Annotated in this window: 20 protein-coding genes; 7 read left to right on the top strand and 13 right to left on the bottom strand. The window is 59.4% G+C overall.

The genetic code is table 11. The annotated features are described in order from the left end of the window. Window positions 1-118: 118 nt before the first annotated feature. From B9Q17_RS05780 to B9Q17_RS05770, 3 genes are all read right to left on the bottom strand, one after another. Entirely contained in the window at window positions 119-877 is a 759-nt protein-coding gene (locus B9Q17_RS05780; RefSeq protein WP_094624471.1) for a putative 4-mercaptohistidine N1-methyltransferase, read from the bottom strand. A gap of 23 nt (window positions 878-900) precedes the next feature. Further along, a complete protein-coding gene (locus B9Q17_RS05775; protein WP_094624470.1) occupies window positions 901-2,049 on the bottom strand; it encodes a mechanosensitive ion channel family protein in 1,149 nt (382 codons plus the stop codon). A gap of 68 nt (window positions 2,050-2,117) precedes the next feature. After that, entirely contained in the window at window positions 2,118-2,648 is a 531-nt protein-coding gene (locus B9Q17_RS05770) for a glutathione peroxidase (protein ID WP_425268610.1), read from the bottom strand. A 191-nt stretch (window positions 2,649-2,839) separates the two neighbouring features. Between B9Q17_RS05770 and B9Q17_RS05765 the strand changes: the two genes are divergently transcribed. The 7 genes from B9Q17_RS05765 to B9Q17_RS05735 all read left to right on the top strand — a co-directional run bounded on the left by B9Q17_RS05765 (window position 2,840) and on the right by B9Q17_RS05735 (window position 9,626). Further along, on the top strand, window positions 2,840-3,829 hold the full coding sequence (locus B9Q17_RS05765) for an LLM class flavin-dependent oxidoreductase (RefSeq protein ID WP_094624468.1): 990 nt from the start codon (window positions 2,840-2,842) through the stop codon (window positions 3,827-3,829). A 29-nt stretch (window positions 3,830-3,858) separates the two neighbouring features. Further along, entirely contained in the window at window positions 3,859-4,398 is a 540-nt protein-coding gene (locus tag B9Q17_RS05760) for a YqiA/YcfP family alpha/beta fold hydrolase (protein ID WP_094624467.1), read from the top strand. A 139-nt stretch (window positions 4,399-4,537) separates the two neighbouring features. Continuing rightward, window positions 4,538-5,566, top strand: coding sequence for a TRAP transporter substrate-binding protein (locus tag B9Q17_RS05755; protein WP_022989602.1), 1,029 nt, complete (start codon window positions 4,538-4,540; stop codon window positions 5,564-5,566). A gap of 114 nt (window positions 5,567-5,680) precedes the next feature. After that, window positions 5,681-6,277 carry a TRAP transporter small permease gene (locus B9Q17_RS05750; RefSeq protein WP_036219755.1) on the top strand — a complete coding sequence of 199 codons (597 nt, stop codon included), beginning with the start codon at window positions 5,681-5,683 and terminating at the stop codon, window positions 6,275-6,277. A 36-nt stretch (window positions 6,278-6,313) separates the two neighbouring features. Then, entirely contained in the window at window positions 6,314-7,600 is a 1,287-nt protein-coding gene (locus B9Q17_RS05745; protein ID WP_022989604.1) for a TRAP transporter large permease, read from the top strand. A gap of 32 nt (window positions 7,601-7,632) precedes the next feature. Continuing rightward, window positions 7,633-8,076: a universal stress protein gene (locus tag B9Q17_RS05740; RefSeq protein WP_022989605.1), complete on the top strand. Its 444-nt coding sequence runs from the start codon at window positions 7,633-7,635 to the stop codon at window positions 8,074-8,076. A 137-nt stretch (window positions 8,077-8,213) separates the two neighbouring features. Next, window positions 8,214-9,626: an alanine/glycine:cation symporter family protein gene (locus B9Q17_RS05735; protein WP_058342352.1), complete on the top strand. Its 1,413-nt coding sequence runs from the start codon at window positions 8,214-8,216 to the stop codon at window positions 9,624-9,626. Window positions 9,627-9,629: 3 nt separating this feature from the next. On the opposite strand, the gene B9Q17_RS05730 is transcribed toward B9Q17_RS05735, so the two are convergent. From B9Q17_RS05730 to B9Q17_RS05685, 10 genes are all read right to left on the bottom strand, one after another. Next, complete coding sequence (locus B9Q17_RS05730; RefSeq protein ID WP_244177320.1) at window positions 9,630-11,870, bottom strand: GGDEF domain-containing protein; 2,241 nt, start codon at window positions 11,868-11,870, stop codon at window positions 9,630-9,632. Window positions 11,871-11,935: 65 nt separating this feature from the next. Beyond that, a complete protein-coding gene (locus B9Q17_RS05725) occupies window positions 11,936-12,790 on the bottom strand; it encodes an ABC transporter permease (RefSeq protein ID WP_094624466.1) in 855 nt (284 codons plus the stop codon). A gap of 4 nt (window positions 12,791-12,794) precedes the next feature. After that, window positions 12,795-13,655, bottom strand: coding sequence for an ABC transporter permease (locus B9Q17_RS05720; protein ID WP_022989609.1), 861 nt, complete (start codon window positions 13,653-13,655; stop codon window positions 12,795-12,797). Next, entirely contained in the window at window positions 13,652-14,746 is a 1,095-nt protein-coding gene (locus tag B9Q17_RS05715) for an ABC transporter ATP-binding protein (RefSeq protein WP_094624465.1), read from the bottom strand. Before B9Q17_RS05715 ends, B9Q17_RS05720 begins: the two co-directional genes overlap by 4 nt. A gap of 5 nt (window positions 14,747-14,751) precedes the next feature. Beyond that, on the bottom strand, window positions 14,752-15,825 hold the full coding sequence (locus B9Q17_RS05710; protein WP_094624464.1) for an extracellular solute-binding protein: 1,074 nt from the start codon (window positions 15,823-15,825) through the stop codon (window positions 14,752-14,754). Between the two features lie 156 nt (window positions 15,826-15,981). Beyond that, window positions 15,982-17,022 (bottom strand): extracellular solute-binding protein, encoded by a 1,041-nt coding sequence (locus B9Q17_RS05705; protein WP_094624463.1) that lies wholly within the window; start codon window positions 17,020-17,022, stop codon window positions 15,982-15,984. Continuing rightward, entirely contained in the window at window positions 17,019-17,789 is a 771-nt protein-coding gene (gene potC, locus B9Q17_RS05700; protein ID WP_022990627.1) for a spermidine/putrescine ABC transporter permease PotC, read from the bottom strand. Before potC ends, B9Q17_RS05705 begins: the two co-directional genes overlap by 4 nt. After that, window positions 17,786-18,643, bottom strand: coding sequence for a spermidine/putrescine ABC transporter permease PotB (gene potB, locus B9Q17_RS05695; protein ID WP_094624462.1), 858 nt, complete (start codon window positions 18,641-18,643; stop codon window positions 17,786-17,788). Before potB ends, potC begins: the two co-directional genes overlap by 4 nt. Further along, window positions 18,636-19,757 (bottom strand): spermidine/putrescine ABC transporter ATP-binding protein PotA, encoded by a 1,122-nt coding sequence (gene potA, locus B9Q17_RS05690; RefSeq protein ID WP_094624461.1) that lies wholly within the window; start codon window positions 19,755-19,757, stop codon window positions 18,636-18,638. The genes potB and potA overlap by 8 nt, the downstream gene beginning before the upstream one ends. Window positions 19,758-19,875: 118 nt before the next feature. After that, window positions 19,876-20,943 (bottom strand): TRAP transporter substrate-binding protein, encoded by a 1,068-nt coding sequence (locus B9Q17_RS05685; protein WP_022990624.1) that lies wholly within the window; start codon window positions 20,941-20,943, stop codon window positions 19,876-19,878. Window positions 20,944-20,967: the final 24 nt, after the last annotated feature.

Below are 20,967 nucleotides of genomic sequence, written 5' to 3'. Positions count from 1 at the left end.
ATAAAAAAACCGGGGAAGAACCCCGGCTGAAGTAATCACACGATGCACCAACACAATGCATTGTCCTGATGAGTGGTCAGAATAACCGCCCCAAGTGACCCTTTCGTGACAATATCGGTTAAGCCGGCAACTTTTCCCAGACGGTCAGCTCCGAGAAGCTGTGCTGGAACTTGTTACGGGTCTCCCGGATCACAAACGGCAGGCTGCGGGGCTCTGTCAGCAGCCGGAAACGGGGCGACAGCCTATCTTTCAGGCCATCGAGGGTGCTGTAGGGTTCGCCATCTTTCAGGAAACCGCCCACCCATTCCTGCTTCGGTGTGTACTCCTCCAGCCAGGTGTAGGGCGAGGCAATCACCAGCAGACCCAGGTCGTTGATGCGTTCGTGGATGGTTTCAAGGAACAGGGACGGCTTGTACAACCGGTCAATCAGGTTGCCCGCCAGCACCAGGTCGTAATCCCGGTAATCGTCACCCAACTCACAGGCGTCACCCTGGTGAAACGCCACCCTGCGTGCCGCGTCTGACAGCCCGAGGGCTTCCAGCGAGCGCTCCTGATAGCTCACCAGCTCCCCTTCTTCGGGCCTGGCGTAGCGGGCAGCGCCGTCGCGTATGACTTCCCGGCACTTGTTGATAAAGGTCTGGGAAAAATCCACGCCGTCTACATGGTCAAAATGCCGGGCCAGCTCCAGTGTGGTCCGGCCTACTGCGCAACCAATATCCAGGGCCCGGCAGGTTTGCCGGCCATCCAGCGCCTCCATGGCGGCATCCGCCAGCTCTTTCGGAAAGTTCGCCTCGCCATGCCAGCTTTCGCCAAAGTGGAACTCCAGGTACTGGGCCAGGGTGGTGTTGTCTTCGTAGTAGCCGGTCGGCTCCGTCATTGTGTTCTCCTCGTACCGGCAGGTCAGGACTTGCCGGCCAGTTTCGGGTAAAGCGGTTCCACCAGGGGCTTCAGGCCCTTGGCTTCATCAATAAACAGCTGCAGGTGCGGGAAAGGAATCTCGATGCCGGCGTCATCCAGTGCCTCCTTAACCTGCTCCAGCACATCGGCCATGATTCTGGGCTGAACATCCAGGTTATCCGGCGTAATCCAGATTTTCACTTCCAGGTCTACCGAGGAATCGCCCAGGTTCTTCAGCACCACCCGGGGTTCCATACCGGCGCTTTGCAGCACTTCCGGATGCGCCAGCAGCACCGGCATGATCACCTCCCGGGCTGCCTTGGCGGACTCCTTGTAGGCGATACCCACCGGTATATTCAGCCGGGTCGCGCCCTCGGCACTGTAATTGACGATATCGGAAGACGCCACGCTGTCGTTGGGAATCATGGTGAAAATGTTGTCCCGGGTGCGCAGCCAGGTGGTGCGCAGGGCTATCTTGACCACCTTGCCGTCCTGCCCGTTGATGGTTACCCAGTCGCCAATCCGGAATGGCCGTTCGATCAACAGGGTAATGCCGGCAATGAAGTTGGACAGGGTCGATTGAGCCGCAAAGCCCACCGCAATACCGACAATCCCGAGCCCGGCCACAATCGACACCACATCAAAGCCAAACTGTGCCAGCACGGTGACCGCCGCAAAGGTAGCGGTAAGCACAGAGAACAGGTTTTCCACCAGCTGCCGGATGGACGGATCCAGCCGGTAGCGGCTCATGGCTTCCCGGATCAGCCGGCCGGCAACCAGCCAGCCCACAAAGAACCCCAAGGCCATCAGCCCGGCCCGGGCCATGGATTTCAGCAATTCCGGCGCCGCCCCGAACTGGGCCATGATCACCAGCAAAGCGCCCAGCCCGAACAGATACCGGATCCCCGTACGGGCATGGTTAAATAACGGATGCTGGGCCCGCTTTTTGCCCACGGCAAAACGCACAATGCTGATCAGCAGGGCGTACACCACCAGAAACAGCCCCAGATACAAGGCCGAAATCAGAAGCTGGCTGAGGGCATGCACCGCCAGTTCCCCCCAGTCCGCCTGGCCATCGCCAAACGCATTCAGGGTGTCGGATACATTCTGTTTTATCTGTTCACGCACAGCGGCAAAGATGCTTTCTGCCATTGAAGGTTCCTTGTACAACGGTTCAGATACCCTGCCTGTAAGGGTAGCCGGTTATGCCATCCCGGGCGTTACAGTACAGACTCTACCGCCTCGATCAGTTGCGGGTCGTCCGGCCGGACCTTGCTGGGGAAACGCTCAACCACCTTCCCGCTGCGGTCCACCACATACTTGGTGAAGTTCCAGCGCGGCTGCTCACTCTGGCGGTTGATTTCCCGGAACACCGGGTTGGCCTGCTCGCCGGTAACCGGCGTGGGCGCAATCATGGTGAAGGTCACCCCGAAGTTCACAAAGCAGACCTTGGCCGCTTCTTCCTCGGTGTCCGCTTCCTGGCGAAAATCATCACTGGCAAAACCGACCACCACCAGGCCCCGGTCTTTGTATTGCTGGTGCAATGCCTCCAGCCCTTCAAACTGTCCGGTATATCCGCAACGGCTGGCGGTATTAACCACCAGCATGGGCTGGCCCGCCGCCACCTCGCACAGATTAACGGAATCCCGGGAATGCAGCTTGCGCTGCTCGTGGTCCAGAAATTCCGGGCAAGACTGGGCAGCCGCCGAAGAGGCAAAGCCCAGAAACACAACCAAACTCACACACTGCATCAGCACCCTACGCATGATCTTTCCTCCTGTTGTCTGGCCGGTATATACGAACCAGAGCGCCAGACTGTTCATGCACTTTAGCACTTGCAGGGAAATCCGGCCCCGCTACCGTGCCAGCCCTTGAAGAAACCGGCCCGAACCATCATTGTTTATTGATCACTATCGATAGTCCTTCAGAATCCCGGAGCTCCATGTCCATTAAACCCGATTTTTCCCTGCTCGAACTGGCCTCCGTCCGCGAAGGCGATTCCGTCTCCACCACACTGGCCAACAGCGTGGCCTATGCCCAGCATGCCGAGAAGCTTGGTTTCAAGCGTTTCTGGCTGGCCGAGCATCACAACATGGAAGGCATCACCAGTTCTGCCACCTCGGTACTGGTGGGCCACATTGCCGGCAAGACCGAGAGCATCCGCGTCGGTTCCGGTGGCGTGATGCTGCCCAACCACCCGCCCCTGGTGATTGCCGAACAGTTCGGCACCCTGGAATGCCTGTACCCGGGCCGCATTGACCTGGGCCTTGGCCGGGCGCCGGGCACCGACCAGATTACCGCCCGGGCGCTTCGCCGGGAGGGTCTGGGCGCGGAGCAGTTCCCTGAAGATGTCGCCCGCCTGCAAACCCTGCTCGGGCCGCTGCAGCCGGGCCAGCCGGTCAAAGCCATTCCCGGCGCCGGCACCAATGTGCCGATCTGGTTGCTCGGCTCCAGCCTGTACAGTGCCCAGCTGGCCGCCATGCGCGGGCTGCCCTACGCCTTTGCCGGCCACTTTGCACCTCGCCTGTATCGCGAAGCGCTCAGGGTGTACCGGGATAATTTCCAGCCTTCCGGGCAGCTGCAGCAGCCCTACGCCATGCTGGCCATTCCGGCCGTACCCGCAGACTCCATGGAAGAAGCCAAATTCCTGAGCACCACCAGCTACCAGCGGATTCTGTCGCTGTTCCGTGGCCAGCCGCTGTGGATGAAGCCGCCGGTGGAGTCCATGAATGGCCTGTGGAATGCCGCTGAAGAAGCCGGGGTTAAGGATTTTCTGGGCTTGCAGGTCATTGGTAATTCCGACGACCTGAAGCAACAGCTTGAGGAACTGCTGTCGGATATTCAGGTGGAGGAGCTGATGTTCACCGTTGATATCTACGAGCCGGCCAGGCGCCGCCACGCCCTCGACATCCTGGCCCAAACCCGGACCTGAACCGACTGACCGAATGCAGGGAGCCTGACATGCCCGAACAACCGTTTTTCGTGTTTCTGTCCCATGGCCTGGAAAGCGGCCCGGGCAGCACCAAGATCCAGGCCCTGAAAGCGGTGGCTGAAGAGTTTTATGGCGTGCGGGCCGAGGCCATCGATCACCGCAGCAGCAAAGACCCGGCAGTCAGGCTAAAGCAGATGCGAGCCGCCATTGAAAGTGCCGGCGCCGTGCCAGAGCGGACCATCCTGGCCGGCTCCAGCATGGGTGGCTGGGTGTGCGCACAAACCAGCGACACCACCCCGGTACTGGGCTGTTTTCTGCTGGCGCCGGCACTGGCATTGCCGAAATATCCGCAATCGAGCCCGGTGATTGGCGCCCGTTATACCCGCATCATTCATGGCTGGGATGATGATGTCGTACCTGTGATGCCGGTTCTGGAGTTGGCCCGTGAGCAGCGCCTCGAAACCCTGGTAATGCCAGACGGGCACCGGCTGGAGAACAGTGTCGACAGGGTGGCCCGGGAGTTCCACCGATTCCTCGAAACCTGTCTCAAAAATCCGAATAAAGTCTGAATTCATAGACTTGCGATACCGCGAAACCTGCCGCCAGTGTTTCCTGATTTCGGTCATTTCCTTGCGAAAACCGCTTTGTTTTGCCAGTCTAAAAAAAGGTAACAAGGAATTAACTGAAAAAAAGAGCGGAGACAACGCGATGAACAGCACAAGCAAATTCAGGAAACTGGCGGGTATTTCAGCACTGGCGTTTGCCGGTCTGACCGCAGCCAATGCGGTAAATGCAGCCAACTGGCGCTACGCCCACGAAGAATACGAGGGCGATGTTCAAGACGTTTACGCCTACAAATTCAAGGAATACATCGAAGAGAACTCCGACCACACCCTGCAGGTGTTCCGTTTCGGTGAGCTGGGCGAGTCTGACGACATCATGGAACAGACCCAGGCTGGCATCCTCAACTTCGTGAACCAGTCCCCCGGTTTTACCGGCTCACTGATTCCCGAAGCCCAGATTTTCTTCATTCCGTACCTGATGCCCACCGACATGGACACGGTGATCGAGTTTTTCCGTGAGTCCGAGGCCATCAACGAAGACTTCCCCCAGCTGTACTCCGAGCAGGGCCTGGAACTGCTGAAGATGTACCCGGAAGGTGAATTCGTGGTGACTGTAGACGAGCCGGTCACCTCCCCCGAGGAATTCAAGAACAAGAAGATCCGGGTTATGACCAACCCGCTTCTGTCTGAAACCTATTCCGCCTTCGGCGCGACGCCCACCCCGCTGCCCTGGGGTGAAGTGTACGGTGCCCTGCAGACCAATATGATCCAGGGCCAGGAAAACCCGATTTTCTGGATCGAGTCCGGCGGACTGTACGAAGTATCTCCGAACCTGGTATTCACCGGCCACGGCTGGTTCACCACCGCCATGATGGCGAACCAGGATTTCTACAACGGCCTGTCTGACGAAGACAAGAAGCTGGTGCGGGATGCTGCGGACTTCGCGTTCGAGGAAATCATCGTGCATATCGACGGCCTGGCCGACGAAGCCCTTGAGAAGATCAAGGCTGCCAGCGACGAGGTTACCGTTACCCGTCTGAACGAAGAACAGATCGAAGCCTTCCGTGCCCGGGCACCGCAGGTGGAAGACAAGTTCATCGAGATGACCGGTGAGAGTGGTCAGGAACTGCTGAACCAGTTCAAGGCCGACCTCAAGGCAGTCCAGGAAGACTAACCGGCAGGATTCAGGGGGTGGCCACGGCCACCCCTTGTTGTCCGGCCCTGGTTCAACCCCGCCCCGCCGGGGAATTTACCGGCCGGGAGCGACCTGTTTCGGAGTACCCCATCCATGTCTGAGCGTCCTCAGGAGGCTGTGGAAGACGATACCGGTGCCTATGCATCCGGTTTGCCCGGGTTTCTGGGCACTATTGATGAATGGATTGCCAGGATTGAAGCCGTCATGCTGGCCGGCGGCGTTATCCTCATGGCGGTCAACACCTGCGTTAACGTGATTGCCCGGTTTGTGTTCGGAGAAGGCCTGTTTTTCTCCGGCGAGATCAACCGGATCCTGATTATCCTGATTACCTTTGCCGGCATCGGCTACGCTGCCCGCCATGGCCGCCACATCCGGATGTCTGCCGTTTACGATGCCTTTCCTGCCAAGGGCCGCAAGGCTCTGATGATTTTCATTGCCCTGTTCACCTCCGTGGTGATGTTCTTCCTGTGCTACCACTCCTACGGCTACATCGAAACCCTGTACGGCCGTGGTCGCATTCTGCCGGCGCTGGGCCTGCCCATCTGGTGGATCTACGTCTGGGTACCGGTCGGTTTTGCCATTACCGGCATCCAGTATTTCCTGACCGCCATCAAAAACCTCACCAGTAAAGACGTTTATCTGTCGACGGGTGTGGTGGATGGCTACGCCGATACAGAAACCGAAGTCTGAAGCGCATGAACCCGAACCACTAAGGATATTCACACCATGGCAACTATGATGATGATTATCATGATCGGGCTGCTGCTTCTGGGCTTCCCGATGATGATCCCGCTGATCACCGCTGCGGTGTTCGGCTTTGTAATGATGTTTGACGGCTTCGGCCAGATGGGCACATTCGTCCAGCAGATGATGGGTGGCATCCGGCCGGCGTCGTTGATCGCGGTGCCCATGTTTATCCTGGCCGCCGATATCATGACCCGGGGCCAGTCGGCCGACCGGCTGATCAACATGGTCATGTCGTTCATCGGCCACGTAAAAGGCGGCCTGGCGATCAGTACTGCCACCTCCTGCACCCTGTTCGGTGCAGTTTCCGGCTCAACCCAGGCGACGGTCGTGGCCGTAGGCTCGCCCCTGCGCCCCAAGATGCTGAAAGCCGGTTATTCCGATCCCTTCACCCTGGCGCTGATCATCAACGCCAGTGATATCGCCTTCCTGATCCCGCCCAGTATCGGCATGATCATCTACGGGGTTATCTCCGAGACCTCCATTGCCGAGCTGTTTATTGCCGGCATCGGCCCCGGCCTGCTGATCCTGTTCATGTTCTCGGTGTACTGCCTGATCTACGCCTACAAGAACCAGGTACCTACAGAGCCCAAGGCCTCCTGGAAAGAGCGTGCTCTGTCGGTTCGGGATGCGTCCTGGCCGCTGATGTTCCCGGTGATCATCGTGGGCGGTATCTACGGCGGTATCTTCAGCCCCACCGAGGCGGCTGCTGTGTGCGTGCTCTACGCCTTCCTGCTGGAGTTTGTGATTTTCCGGTCGCTCAAGCTCACCGATGTCTACCGGATTGCCAAGTCTACCGGCCTGATCACCGCCGTGGTGTTTATCCTGGTGGCCGTGGGTAACGGCTTCTCCTGGATTATCTCCTTCGCCCAGATTCCGCAAAGCATTCTTGAAGCGGTGGGTGTGAATGACGCCGGCCCGGTCGGCGTGCTGATTGCCATCTGTGTGGCCTTCTTCATTGCCTGCATGTTTGTAGACCCGATTGTGGTGATCCTGGTACTCACGCCAATCTTCGCCCCGGCTATCCAGGCCACCGGGCTGGACCCGGTGCTGGTGGGGGTACTGATTACCCTGCAGGTGGCCATCGGCTCTGCCACACCACCGTTTGGTTGCGATATTTTCACCGCCATTGCGATTTTCAAGCGGCCCTACCTGGAAGTGATCAAAGGCACGCCGCCTTTCATTTTCATGCTGGTGGCTGCTGCCGGCCTGATCATTGCCTTCCCGGATATTGCGCTGTTCCTGCGGGACCTGGCTTACCGAGACTGAACCGGGCAACCGGCCACTGACAGGAGACTGGTATGTTCAAACGAATTCTGGCTGCCGTAGACGGTTCCAAAACCTCATTGAAGGCCCTGGACAAGGCCATCGAGCTGCAGCGACTGATACCGGATGCGGAAATTTTCATCATCTGTGTTTACAAACACCACAGCCTGTTCGAGGCCTCGCTCTCGATTGGCCGTCCGGATGACATGGACATCCCGGACAAGGTGCTGTCGGACTACGCCAAGGAGGTGGTGAACCATGCCAAGGAGTTTGCCAAAGAGCATGGGGCTACCAAGGTGCGCGGTTTCGTGAAAGCGGGCAGGCCGTCCAAGGTGATTGTGAAGTTTGCCCAGGAAAAGGAAGCAGACCTGATCGTGGTTGGCACCAAGGGCACCAACAGCGACAAAGACGGCATGTTCCTCGGCAGTGTGTCCCACCGGGTGGCCTCCCAGGCCAAGTGCCCGGTACTGGTGGTCTGAGGCCACCACTCAGGCCGGGCTGCACATCCCCAGCAGCCCGGCAATCACGGATTTCCGCAGTCTGCCTGTAATTTCACCGTGCTAGACTTCCCCGCGACTTCGTTAACTTTCATCCACAAATCACAAGGCGTCACTCCATGACTGCAATTGTCGATTTTCTTAATTCGATTCTCTGGGGCTACGTCCTCGTATACGGCCTGCTGGCCGTGGGTGTTTTCTTTACCATTCGCCTTGGCTTTCTGCAGTTCATCAACTTTGGCGAAATGGTCCGTGCCATCCGCGGTTCCCGCGAGAGCGATGTACACGGTATTTCGCCGTTCCAGGCCCTGTGTACCAGCCTCGCGTCGCGGGTGGGTACCGGTAACCTGGCCGGCGTGGCGGTCGCCCTTTACCTGGGTGGCGCCGGTGCCATTTTCTGGATGTGGATGGTGGCGCTGGTAGGCATGGCCACCGGCTATGCCGAAAGCACCCTGGCGCAGCTGTACAAGGTGCGTGACGGCAAAGGCCAGTACCGGGGCGGCCCGGCGGTCTACATTGCCAAGGGCCTGAAAGCGCCCTGGGCCGCCGCCATCTTTGCGGTGTGCCTGATCATTTCCTTCGGCCTGGTATTCAACGCAGTACAGGCCAACTCCATTGCCGATGCCATGGAAGGTGCCTTCGGTACACCGAAACTGGGCGTGGGTATTGCGATCGCGTTCTTTGCCGGCATCGTGATTTTCGGCGGCCTGCGCAAGATTGTACGCTTCGCGGAATTTGTGGTGCCGTTCATGGCCGGTGCCTACGTGCTGTTGGCACTGATTGTGATGGCCATGAACATCACCGAAGTGCCGGGCATCCTGGCGATGATCGTCAAGAGCGCATTCGGCCTTGAAGAAGCCGCCGGTGGCGCGGCCGGTTCCATCACCGCGGCCATGCTCAACGGCATCAAGCGCGGCTTGTTCTCCAACGAGGCAGGCATGGGTTCTGCCCCGAATATCGCCGCCACGGCCACACCTGCTCCGCACCACCCGTCTTCACAGGGGCTGGTACAGGCCTTCGGCGTGTTTATCGACACCATTATCGTGTGTACCGCCACTGCCGTAATGATCCTGCTGGCCGGCGTTCTGGAGCCGGGTTCCGGCGTAACCGGCACCCAGCTTACCCAGCAGGCCATGGAAGTTCACCTCGGGGATTTCGGCGGTTACTTCATTGCCATCGCCATCCTGTTCTTTGCCTTTACCTCTATTGTGGCCAACTACACCTACGCCGAGAACGCGCTGGTGTACCTGAAGGGCGGCAATACACTGGGCCTGACTATTCTGCGCCTGGCGGCACTGGGCATGGTGGTCTGGGGTGGTTACGAGGCCGTGGTAACCGTGTTCAACGCGGCCGATGCCTCTATGGGACTGATGGCGACCATCAACCTGATTGCCATCGTGCTGCTGTCCGGTACCGTGGTGAAACTGACCAAGGACTACCTGGCCCAGCGCAAGCAAGGCCTGGTGCCCCACTTCAAGTCACAGGATTACCCGGAACTGCACGAGAAAATCGACAGCAATATCTGGCACTGACCTTCATGCTTCGGCCGCAGCCACCCGGTTGCGGCCGGCATGTTTAGCTCGGTACAGGGCCCGGTCGGCGGCCCGGAACAGGTCACCAAACTCGGTACAGCTCTCTGGCCAGCAGGCCACCCCTACCGACACAGTCAGGTGTTCAGGCACCGCACCCCCCTCCCCCGCCGGCTCACTGGCAACCGCTCGCCGCAGGGCCTCCGCACGTTCGGTAGCCTCCGCAGACGTAGCTCCCGGCAGCAGCACAGCAAACTCCTCACCGCCATACCGGCACACGGTATCGCTACCCCGGAAATGCCGTGCCAGCACCCGGCTGAGCATTTTCAGGGCTTCGTCTCCGGCTTCGTGGCCGTAGGTATCGTTAAAGCGTTTGAAATGGTCAATATCCAGCATCAGCAAACTCAGGCTTCGCCCGCTGCGCCGGGAAACTTCCTGTTCATGGCGGAACAGTTCATCAAAATGCCGGCGATTTTTAAGGCCCGTCAGTCCGTCCTCGTAGGAGAAACGCTGCAATTCTTCCCTGAGCGCCAGGCCGGACAGAGTAATCCCGAGTTTCTCCACCGACTGGTAAACCCAGGCCACAACCCGCACCGTGCCATAACCCTTGAGGCTTTCAGGCAATCTGGGATGGGCCAACAGCAGCACGCCCTCCGGGCTGCCGCCGGTCAGCCCGGGTTCTACCCTGAGCAAAAAGCATAACGGGTCGGATAACGCCTGGCTGCGCAGCGGAAGCGTGGTTTCAGTCAGTGAAGGCAATCCCCTGTCGAGGCTCGCCGGAAAGGCGGTTTCGGCCGCCGGCCCCCAAGTGGCCACACGCTCATAGCTGCCATCCGGTCTGCGGCGGTAGAAACTGCCTGCCATCGGCATGTACAGCCCTGGCAGGGCCCGTGCCAGTAGCTCGAACGCCTCCTCCAGCACCGCACAGTCCTGGATTCCGGAGATCAGGTCCGCCAGTTTCTGGCTTTTCCGGCTCTCCAGGGTCAGCAGGCGGGAGCGGGCTGCCTCCCGCTCGGCCAGGGCCTCGGCCCGGGCCGTACGTTCGGCCACCTTTTGCTCCAGCTGCACCGTCATCTGCTGCAGTGCTTGTTGGGTGCGGCTGAAATGCCATACGGAAATACTGACCACCGCGAGGGCAAAGGCCAGTGCGCCCCAGCTTGCCGGTACCAGCCAGCCCCAGGGCAGGAAACCGTGTGCCACCGCCATGTCGGCAATCAGCAGCACCGCGAACAGCCCGCAGGTTACCAGCAGGATTTGTTGCTCCCGGTACAGCACCCGGAACCGGAGCGCCGCAGAGCCTACCAGCAGCACCAGCGACACCAGCAGCAAACCATCAAACACAAGAAAGGCGGACGACAGGTTGATCAGCCCTGACAACGACGCCAGCAAGGCCAGCACCGCAAACCCCAGATGAAATTTCCAGAGCCAGCCCAGTACAGCCGGGCTATGGTGAGCCAGCCACTGCTGCAGCAATAAAGCCAGGGTAACCGGAACCAGGAAATAGGAACCCGCCGCCAGGTAGTCCCAAAGCAGTGGCTGGTAGGCAATCAACAAACTGGCGGGGGTTTCCGCCACCAGCATAGTCCCGGTCACCAGGGAGAACAGGGCAATACTGGCAAACCCCATCGGCCCGCGCTGGATACTGGCAAAAATCAGGGCCAGGAGGGCAATCAGTCCGCAAATGGTGGCAATTACCAGGCTCTTCGCCGAGCGACTGACCAGGTGCAGCACCAGGTCCGGGTGGTCGAGTATGGCCACCTCGCCCCACAGCCCGATATCGGTGTAATTGGAAAAGACCCGGAAATACACCGTTTCGCCTTCGTAATTCTCCGGCAGGGGGATTTCGTGCCAGGGCCAGCCTTCAAACCGGCCCCGGCCCTGTTCATCAAAGGTGCCATACTGGTAGAGCAGCTCGCCCTGAAACCAGGCCTGCACAATGATATCCACGCTGTATATGTAGAGCATGGGGGAAAACCACTCGCCTTCCGGCAGGGTTACCCGGAACCACGCGTGCTCGCGGCCGGCGCGGCCGGGGGGATTGGAGGGAAAACCGATGTCGTGCCACTGCCCCGGCTCGTCTTGCACAATCCATTGCGGAGTGCCATCGGGCATCAGGGGTGAATCCCCCCAACGGTATTGCCAGCCTTCATCCACCGGCTGCATGGCAGCCTGGCCGGTTAACGGCAGGCACAGCAGCACAAAGCTGGCCAGGAGAGCTAGAAGCGAGAATCGATTGGCCGCACGCAAGACTAAACCTGCTTATAGGAGTTATTCAGGCAGTATAGACCGTAACCAACCGCGACAGAAACCGCTTAGCCTGAGCCTTTTTGTCGCAGGGTAAACAGGGCCAGCAGGGCCGACACCACCATCAGGAACAGCGCCACCGCATTGAGAACCGGTGTCGAGCCTTCCCGCAAGCGATTAAATAACGCTACGGTGAGCGGCGTGTCACTGCCGGTGAGCATCACGGTAGTGTTGAAGTTTTCGAAGGACATCAGGAACGCCATGGCGGCCGCGCCCAGGATGGACGGCAGCAACCAGGGCAAGGTAACGGTAAACCAGGCCACCAGCGGCGTTGCCCCCAGGTTCAGCGCGGCTTCCTCCAGTTGCCGGTCAAACTTTCGCAACCGGGCGCCGATCACCAGGGTAGCCAGGGTGGTGATAAAGGTCACCTGACCCATCACCACCAGGGGCATACCAGGCCGGAACACATCCAGTTCGATACCCCACAGCCGCGACACTTCATTGGCGGTGCCGCTGTAGAACACCAGGATGGACACGCCCAGAATGACCCCGGGAATCACCAGTGGCAACAGCATTAACAGATACAGGAATTCCTTACCCCGGAACTGCAAGCGCTCGAACAGCACCGCATTCACGCACCCCAGCGCCACACTGGCCAGGGTGACCCAGAAGGCGATCTTGGTGCTGACCCAGAGAGCGCCGAGCAGACTGTCATCGTGAAACAGCCCGGTACGCCCCGCACTGCCATCGGCCAGGTACCAGTCCAGGGTAAATCCCTGCCAGGGTAATGACGGAAAGGGCGAGTCGTTGAAGGCAAACACGGCCGTTACCAGCAGCGGCAGGGCCAGGTACACAAAGAACGCCACCAGGTAGCCCAGGTAGAGGGCATCAAACAACCGGGACCGGGGCACGGAACGGATCATGGCATCACCCCATCACCTTGCGCAGTGACTGGCCGGTCAGTTTCAGGCCAAGCCACACCATCAGTGATGACAACACCAGCAGCAAGACCCCCAGTGCGGCACCCTGCTCCCAGTTAAAGCGGGTAATAAACTGGGTGAAAATCTGCTCGGTAAACCAGGCGCTGTCCTTGCCGCCCATCAGTATCGGTGTCAGGTAACTGCCGAGGGTGAGCATGAACACCACGATACAGCCGGAAACAATGCCCGGCATGGCCCAGGGAATGACCACTTCCCGCAGCACGGTAGCGTGGCCGCCGCCCAGGTCGTAACCGGCTTCCACCAGGTTCTCGTCCATACCATCCAGCGTGGTGACCAGGGGCACCACCATAAACAGCAGGCCGTTGTAGACCAGGCCGATGATCACCGCCACATCGTTGTAAAGCATCTCCACCGGGCCGTCGACCCAGCCCAGCGCCTGCAGCCAGGAGCTGAACAGGCCGCTTTCCCGCAGCAGGATCATCCAGCCGTAAGTACGTACTAACTCACTGGCCCAGAACGGGATCAGGCAAGCCAGGAACAGGATGCCCTTGCTCCGGCCCCGGGCCAGGCGGGCAATGTACCAGGCAATGGGGAAGGCAATCAGCAGGGTCAGGAAGGTGGTGAACAGCGACATCACCCCGGTACGCACGAAGGTTCGCCAGTAATAGGATTCGCTGAAGAAGTTCTGATACTGCTCCAGACCCCAGGCCAGGGTATCCCAGCTTTCCCGCACCTGGAACGACACCCGCAGCATCTGCAGGTGCGGCACCAGAACCAGCAACACAATCCAGAGCAGAAACGGCGTTAACAGCAACCAGAGGGACAAACGGCTGGCAGAGGCATTCACGACTGACCGGCTCCGTAGACCCGCGCCAGTTTCGGATCCCAGGCCAGGCGGATCTCCGCGCCGGTTGTCAGGCGCGGTGCCGTGCCATCCTGCGGCAGGCGGGCAAACACCGGCTGGCCGCCGTTTTCTGCCTCAACCCGGCTGTTAGCACCGTCAAACAGGGTGGTCAGCACCTTCGCCTGCATGGCACAGAAGCCGTCTTTCAGGGCCTCACCGGTGAACATCAGGGATTCCGGGCGCACATACAGCTCGGCCCGGTCACCGCTGGACAGCCCGTTGGCGGCAAGCCGGCCCCGAACCACTTCGCCGTTATCCAGCCGGATATCGGCCATGTTGTCCGCCAGGGTGACGACCTCTCCGGAGAGCCGGTTGTTATCCCCCACGAAACCCGCCACAAAGGGTGTGGCAGGTTCCCGGTACAGCTCCTCCGGCGGCGCCACCTGCTCGAAGCGGCCGTTTTTCATCACCGCCACCTGGTCCGACATCACCATGGCCTCGGACTGGTCGTGGGTGATGTACACAAAGGTGGTGCCGAACTGCTTCTGCAGGTGCTTCAGCTCCACCTTCATCTGCTCCCGCAGTTTCAGGTCCAGGGCCCCGAGCGGCTCGTCCAGTAACAGCAGGGTGGGTTCCAGCACCAGGCAACGGGCCAGGGCCACCCGCTGGCGCTGGCCGCCCGACAGTTCCTGAGGGTTACGCTGCTCCAGTCCCGGCAGGCCCACCTGCTCCAGCACCCGGGCAATGCGCTTGCGGCGCTCGGCAGCAGGCACCTTGCGGCGTTTAAGGCCGTAACCGATGTTGTCACCAACGGTCATGGTGGGAAACAGTGCCAGGTGCTGGAACACCATGTTCACCGGGCGCTTGTTGGGCGGCACATCATTCATGCGCTGGCCGCGGATGAAGATATCGCCCTCATCCGGCTTGTCGAAGCCCGCCAGCAACCGCAGCAGGGTGGTCTTGCCGCAGCCGGAAGGCCCCAGAATGGAGAAGAAGGTGCCGGCCGGCACATCCAGCGAGATGTGGTCCACCGCTGCGGTTTTGCCAAAGCGGCGGATCAGCCCGTTACAGGACAGGTCAGACTCTGTTGCCATAGGGATCAGTTGGCAGCCTGGACGCGATCCAGCACCTGCCCTTCCATGGCTTCCAGCCCCGGCGGTACCGGCGGATACCATTTGATGTTGTTGATGGCTTCGTCATCAAAGCTCAGGCGATAGGCATCCCGCAGCTCGGCTTTCACAAACTCGTCGGCGCCTTTGGAGGCGGTGAAGTTTCCGGACGCATTGGTGATTTTGGCCGCGATTTCCGGCTGCATCACGAAGTTGATCCACTTGTAGGCGGCCTCTTCGTTCTCGCTGCGGCGGGGAATGGCGAAGGTATCAATCCAGCCCAAAGCACCGGATTCCGGGGCCACAAAGCGGATCTCGGGGTTTTCTGCGTTCAGCTTCCAGCCACCGGCATCCCAGGCCATGGCAGCGGTCACTTCACCGGTACGCAGCAACGACAGCAGTTGGTCGCCGCCGGTCCAGTAGGTTTTCACATTGGCCTTGCAGTCGATCAGCTTGTCTTCCACTTTCGCCATGATGGACTGGTACTCGTCGCGATCGTTATAGGCAGCAAACGGGTCCATGCCCATGGCGAAGGCAAAGCCCATGAGCGTCGGGCGCTTGAGTCGGTAACTGACCTTGCCGGCCACGGCCGGGTCACACAGGTCGGTGTAGTCGGTGACGGTGTCTGCCACCGAGTTGTGTACGATCAGACCACTGGTGCCCCAGACAGACGGCACCCCGAAGGATTGGCCGTTCAGGGCTGTCGATTCTTGCGTCGCCTTGACCATCGACGGCTGCAGCTGATCGGTATTAACCCGGCTGTAGTCGATGGGCTTGTAGATGTTGAACTGCCGCTGCACGCCCACGATGCGGTCCTGGCTGGGCTGGGCCAGGTCGAAGCCGGCACCGCCGGTGGCCCGCAGCTTGGAGATCATGTCTTCGTTGTTGGACAGGGTAATTTGCACATCGATGCCGGTTTCTTCTTCAAACTGGGCCACCACCTCATCCGGGGCGTAACCACCCCAGGTGATCAGGCGAAGTTCTTCAGCCAGAAGGTTGCCGGAGGCGGTCGTGGCGGCCAGCAGGGTGGCCAGTGCTGATATCCGTGTCTTGCGCAGTGCCATGGTCGTTCATTCCCCTGAAACAGTGTTATGCGGTTTCGCTAACGTTTTGTTATCAGGAAGTTATAGACCATGTATTTCAGTTTTGTGAAACCCGGATACAAAAAACGGAGGCCAGGGCCTCCGTTTTTTGTATCCGGGTTCGGAATGCCTTACCGGTTACTGACCGGACTTCAGCATTTCCCAGTACTTGGCGTACACCTGCAGCGCCTCGTCACCAATGTCGGTCTGGAACTCCGCATTGATCATGTCGGTGGCGTTCGGATAGCTGGCACGGTCATTTGCCACAGAGTCATCCAGCAGTTCACGGGCAGCCAGGTTCGGTGTGGCGTAGCCAATCTCTTCGCTGATCAGGGCAGAGATTTCCGGCTGCAGCACAAAGCTGATGAACTGGTGGGCCGCTTCCGGGTTCCTGGCGTTCTTGGGAATCACGAAGCTGTCCAGCCAGGCGATGATGCCCTCTTCCGGATACACGTATTCCAGGGACTCCAGGGTGTCACGACCCATCACGGCTTCACCGTTCCAGATCATGCCCACGTCGGTTTCACCTTCCAGGTACGGCATGCGCGGGGCATCGGAGTTGAAGGTCCGCACAGACGGCATCAGCTCGGTCAGCTTCTCGTAGGCTTCCTCGATTTCCTTGGGATCGGTGCTGTTACCGGAGTAACCCAGCACCCGCAGGCCTACATGGAACACTTCGCGCATGTCGTTGGTCAGCATCACCCGGGCTTCGAAGCGCTCATCCCACAGGTCTGCCCAGGCGGTCACTTCGCTTTCCACATCGGCAGTGTCCACGGCAATGCCGGTGGTGCCCCACAGGAAGGGCACGCTGTACTGGTTTTCCGGGTCGACATCCAGGTTCACCAGTTCCGGGTCCAGGTTGTCGAAGCCTTCAATCTTGCTGCGATCGATGGGCATCAGCAGGTCTTCCTGCCGCATCTTGCTCACGTAGTAGGTAGACGGCACGGCCAGGTCATAGGCGGCGCTCTCGTCCAGCAGTTTCAGCCGGGCGTACATGGCTTCGTTGCTGTCGTAGGTGGTGTACACCACCTGGATACCGGTTTCCTCGGTGAAGCGGTCCAGAACTTCCTGGGGCATATACTCGGACCAGTTGTACAGGTTCAGTACCTGCGGCTCCTCGGAACCACTGCAGCCCGCCAGGCCCAGTGCCAGCGCGCCGGCCAGTGCCAGTTTCTTCATCGTTTGCTCCTTAACAGTATCCATTGAGACAAGATCAACATGACCAGTGAAAACACCAGCAACAGTGTGCCCAGGGCATTTACCTCGGGTTTCAGGCCTACCCGCACCATGGAATAGATGCGCAAAGGCAGAATTTCGTAACTCGGGCCACTAACGAAGGTGCTGACCACCACATCATCCAGTGACAGTGTAAACCCCAGCAGCCAGCCTGCCAGTAATGCCGGCATGATCACCGGGATCAGTACGGTGCGGGTCATGGTGAAATCGGAGGCACCCAGGTCCCGCGCTGCTTCCGGCAGGCGCTCGTCAAAGCCGCTCAGGCGCGCCATCACGGTAATCACCACAAACGGCAGGCAGAAGGTTACGTGGGCCAGCAGCAGGGACACATAGCCCAGCTGCAGCCCCACCAGCAGGAACAGGGCCAGCAGGGAGATGGCCAGCACAATCTCCGGCGACATCATCACGATAAACAGCATGCCGTTAAGCACTTTCTTGCCCCGGAACCGGTAACGGTGCAGGGCCAGGGCGGTGAGCGCACCAATCAGGGTAGACACGGTAGCCGCAGACAGCGCCAGCCACAGGGAATTCCACATGGCCTGCACCATGGCCCGGTTGTTGAACAGGGCTTCATACCAACGCAGGCTCAAGCCGCCCCATTCGTAACCGGTGCGGGATTCGTTGAAGGAGAACACCACCAGCACCACAATGGGCACGTACAGCAGCAGGTACACCAGGGTCAGGTAGGTGCGGGGCAACCAGCGGTTCATACGCCGTCCTCCCCGATCCGCCGTTTACTCAGCCGGTGGGCGAACATCAGGAACGCCATGGCCAGGGTCAGCATGATGCTGGCGGCGGCACCGAAGGGCCAGTTGCGGGCATCCAGAAACTGGTTCTTGATGACGTTACCCACCAGCAGGTTGCGGGAACCGCCGAGGATATCCGGCACAAAGAACAGCCCCATGGCCGGCAACAGCACCAGCATGATGCCCGCCAAAACGCCCGGCAGGGTCAGCGGAACAATAACGTGGATAAAGGTGGACAGACGCCCCGCACCCAGATCGTGCGAAGCCCTCAGGTAATCTTCCTGCAGGTCTTCAAATACCGAGTACAGCGGTAGGATCATGAACGGCAGCAACAGATACACCAGCCCGATAATCACCGCCCCTTCGGTATACAGCAGCTGCATGGGCTCATCGATCACGCCAAGAGACATCAGCGCGTTGTTAAGAAGGCCATTGGTGGCCAGAATCAGCTTCAGGGCGTAGGTTCGCACCAGGGAATTGGTCCAGAACGGTACAATCAGCAGGAAGATCAGCAGCACCTGATTGCGTTTGCCGACCTTGGACAGCGCCCACGCAAACGGGTAGCCGATCAGCAGACACACCAGCGTGGTCATAGCCGCCATGTACAGGGAATGCAGGAACACTTCCAGGTACAGCGGATTGAGCAGTTGCCGATAGGCATCCAGGGTCAGCGGCAGCGAAATAAAGGAGCCCGGGTCCCGGGTCATTACACTGGCACCGACCACCAGCAGGTTGGGGGTCAGCACCAGAAACAGCAACCAGCCCCAGACCAGCACCAGCACGGCCGTTCTGAACGGCTGCTGTGTCAGGCTACGCATCGGTGCCTTCTTCCTCTGGCAGGGCTTCCGGCTCTGTGGGTAACAGCCATTCCCAGCCGTCGACCCAGCTGACTTTTACCGGCTCGCCAAGGCGATAGTCGAAGGTAGGATCGTCTTCGTCGAAGAATTCCGACGCCAGCACTTCGGTACCATCTTCAAGATGAATCACCGAATCCAGGGTACTGCCCTTGTAGTTACGCTCAACGATCTTGCCAGCCACACCATCCTCATCCTCCGGCGCCAGCACCCGGATATCTTCGGGGCGCAGCAGCACGTGCAGGCCCTGCCCTTCTTTGACCGGGAAATCGGGTTTGCGGAAGGTGCGCTTAAGGCCGAACACATCCACGGTGATGGTGTCATCGCCGTTGGCGGCATCCACCCGGCCCGGGAAGAAGTTGGTTTCACCCACAAAACGGGCGGTAAACAGGTTGGCGGGGCGTTCATAGACCTCGCGGGGAGTGCCCAGCTGCTGGATATGGCCGCCTTTCAGCACCACCACCCGGTCAGACATCGACAGCGCTTCTTCCTGGTCGTGGGTAACAAACACAAAGGTAATGCCCAGCTCCCGCTGCAGCCGTTTGAGCTCCACCTGCATGGTGCGGCGCAGCTTGAAGTCCAGGGCAGACAGGGGTTCGTCCAGCAGCAACATTTTCGGCCGCTTTACCACCGCCCGGGCAATCGCAACCCGCTGCTGCTGGCCTCCCGAAAGCTGATGCGGTTTACGCCTGGCAAAGTCTTCCAGCTGCACCATGGCCAGGGCTTCTTCTACCCGCTGCTGGATTTCCTCTTTTGGCCGTTTCTCCATTTTCAGGCCATAGGCCACGTTGTCGAACACCGACATATGGGGGAACAGCGCATAGTTCTGGAACACCGTATTCAGCGGACGGTGCTCCGGCGGCGTGTGGGTCAAATCCTGCCCGCCAAGGGTGATGGACCCTTCATCCGGGTGCTCGAAACCCGCCATCATCCGCAGCAGGGTGGTTTTTCCGCAACCAGACGGCCCTAACAAGGTAATGAACTCGCCATCGAAGATCTCGAGATCCAGCGAATCCAGTACTTTCTTGCCGTCAAATTGCTTGGTGAGATTGCTCAGAGATAGCAGTGTCTGTTTCATCGGCCCTGCCCAAAGTTTGAGCGGCGTATTTTTCCAGAAACAGCCCCGAACAGAAAGAGGCGCGAGGGTTTCGGATTACCCTCACGCCTTTTTTGTTCCAGCCTGCTGAAACGGATACTTACTGATCAGCCACGCTGTTCAGGTAAGCCTTGTCAGAAATGTTAGTCCACTTACGCACGCCCGCCAGGTATTCACGGATAGACGTGATGATTTCCCGGGCCAGCGGATCCTTCTCGGCTTCCTCTTCGAGCAACCGGTGAGTGGTCTCGCGCAGGGCTTCAATCACTTCCGGCGGGAACACCTTGTGGGTTACCTCCGGATAGTCTTTCTGCATGCGGTTCCAGGCATCGGCGCTGTCGTTGGTGCTCTTGGCATACATATCATAGGCAGCGGTACGCATGGCTACCCGCAGGATTTCCTGCAGGTCTTCCGGCAGTTTGTTCCAGGTTTTCTGGTTGATCAGGAACTGTACTTCTGCGCCCGGCTCCTGCCAGCCGGAGTAGTAGTACTTGGCAATCTGGTGGAAGCCCATGGGGAAGTCCAGGGCCGGTGCCACCCATTCCAGCGCATCAATGGTGCCACGATCCAGTGCCGTGTAGAGCTCACCCGGCGGCAGGTTGGTCACCGACACACCCAGTTCTGCCATCACCTCGCCGGCAAAGCCCGGGGTACGCATTTTCAGGCCCTTGAGGTCTTCCAGGGAATTGATTTCCTTGTTGAACCAGCCGCCCATCTGGTTACCGGTGTTACCACCCGGGAACGACAGCAGGCCGAAGGGCTCATACACTTTCTGCATCAGCTCCATGCCGCCACCATAGTAGAACCAGGCGTACTGCTCGGGAGCCAGCATACCGAACGGCACGGTAGTGAAATACATGGCGTTGGGGATGGAGCCCTTGTAGTAATAAGAGGCGGTGTGGCCCATGTCGTACTGGCCGTTACGCACCATGTCGAAGATGCCGAAAGGCGCCTTGTGCTTGTTGGCAGAATCAATGCGAACATCAATCCGGCCAGCAGACATCTTCTCCACCATGTCTTCGAAGTGCTTGGTGGTCTCGCCCAGAATGGGGGAATTCGGGCCCCAGGTTTCAGCCAGGCGCAGGGTATATTTCTCGGCCAGGGCCGACGAACTGAAGGCCGCCACAGCAACCGCTGTCGCCGCCAGGAGTGTTTTACGGATGTGCATGGTGTTGGCTTCCGTTTTTGTGTT

It is taken from the genome of Marinobacter vinifirmus, assembly GCF_002258215.1.
GTDB classification, from domain to species: Bacteria; Pseudomonadota; Gammaproteobacteria; order Pseudomonadales; family Oleiphilaceae; genus Marinobacter; species Marinobacter vinifirmus.
The sequence above is the reverse complement of the archived record's forward strand: the minus strand, read 5'-3'. Positions and strand labels throughout refer to the sequence as shown.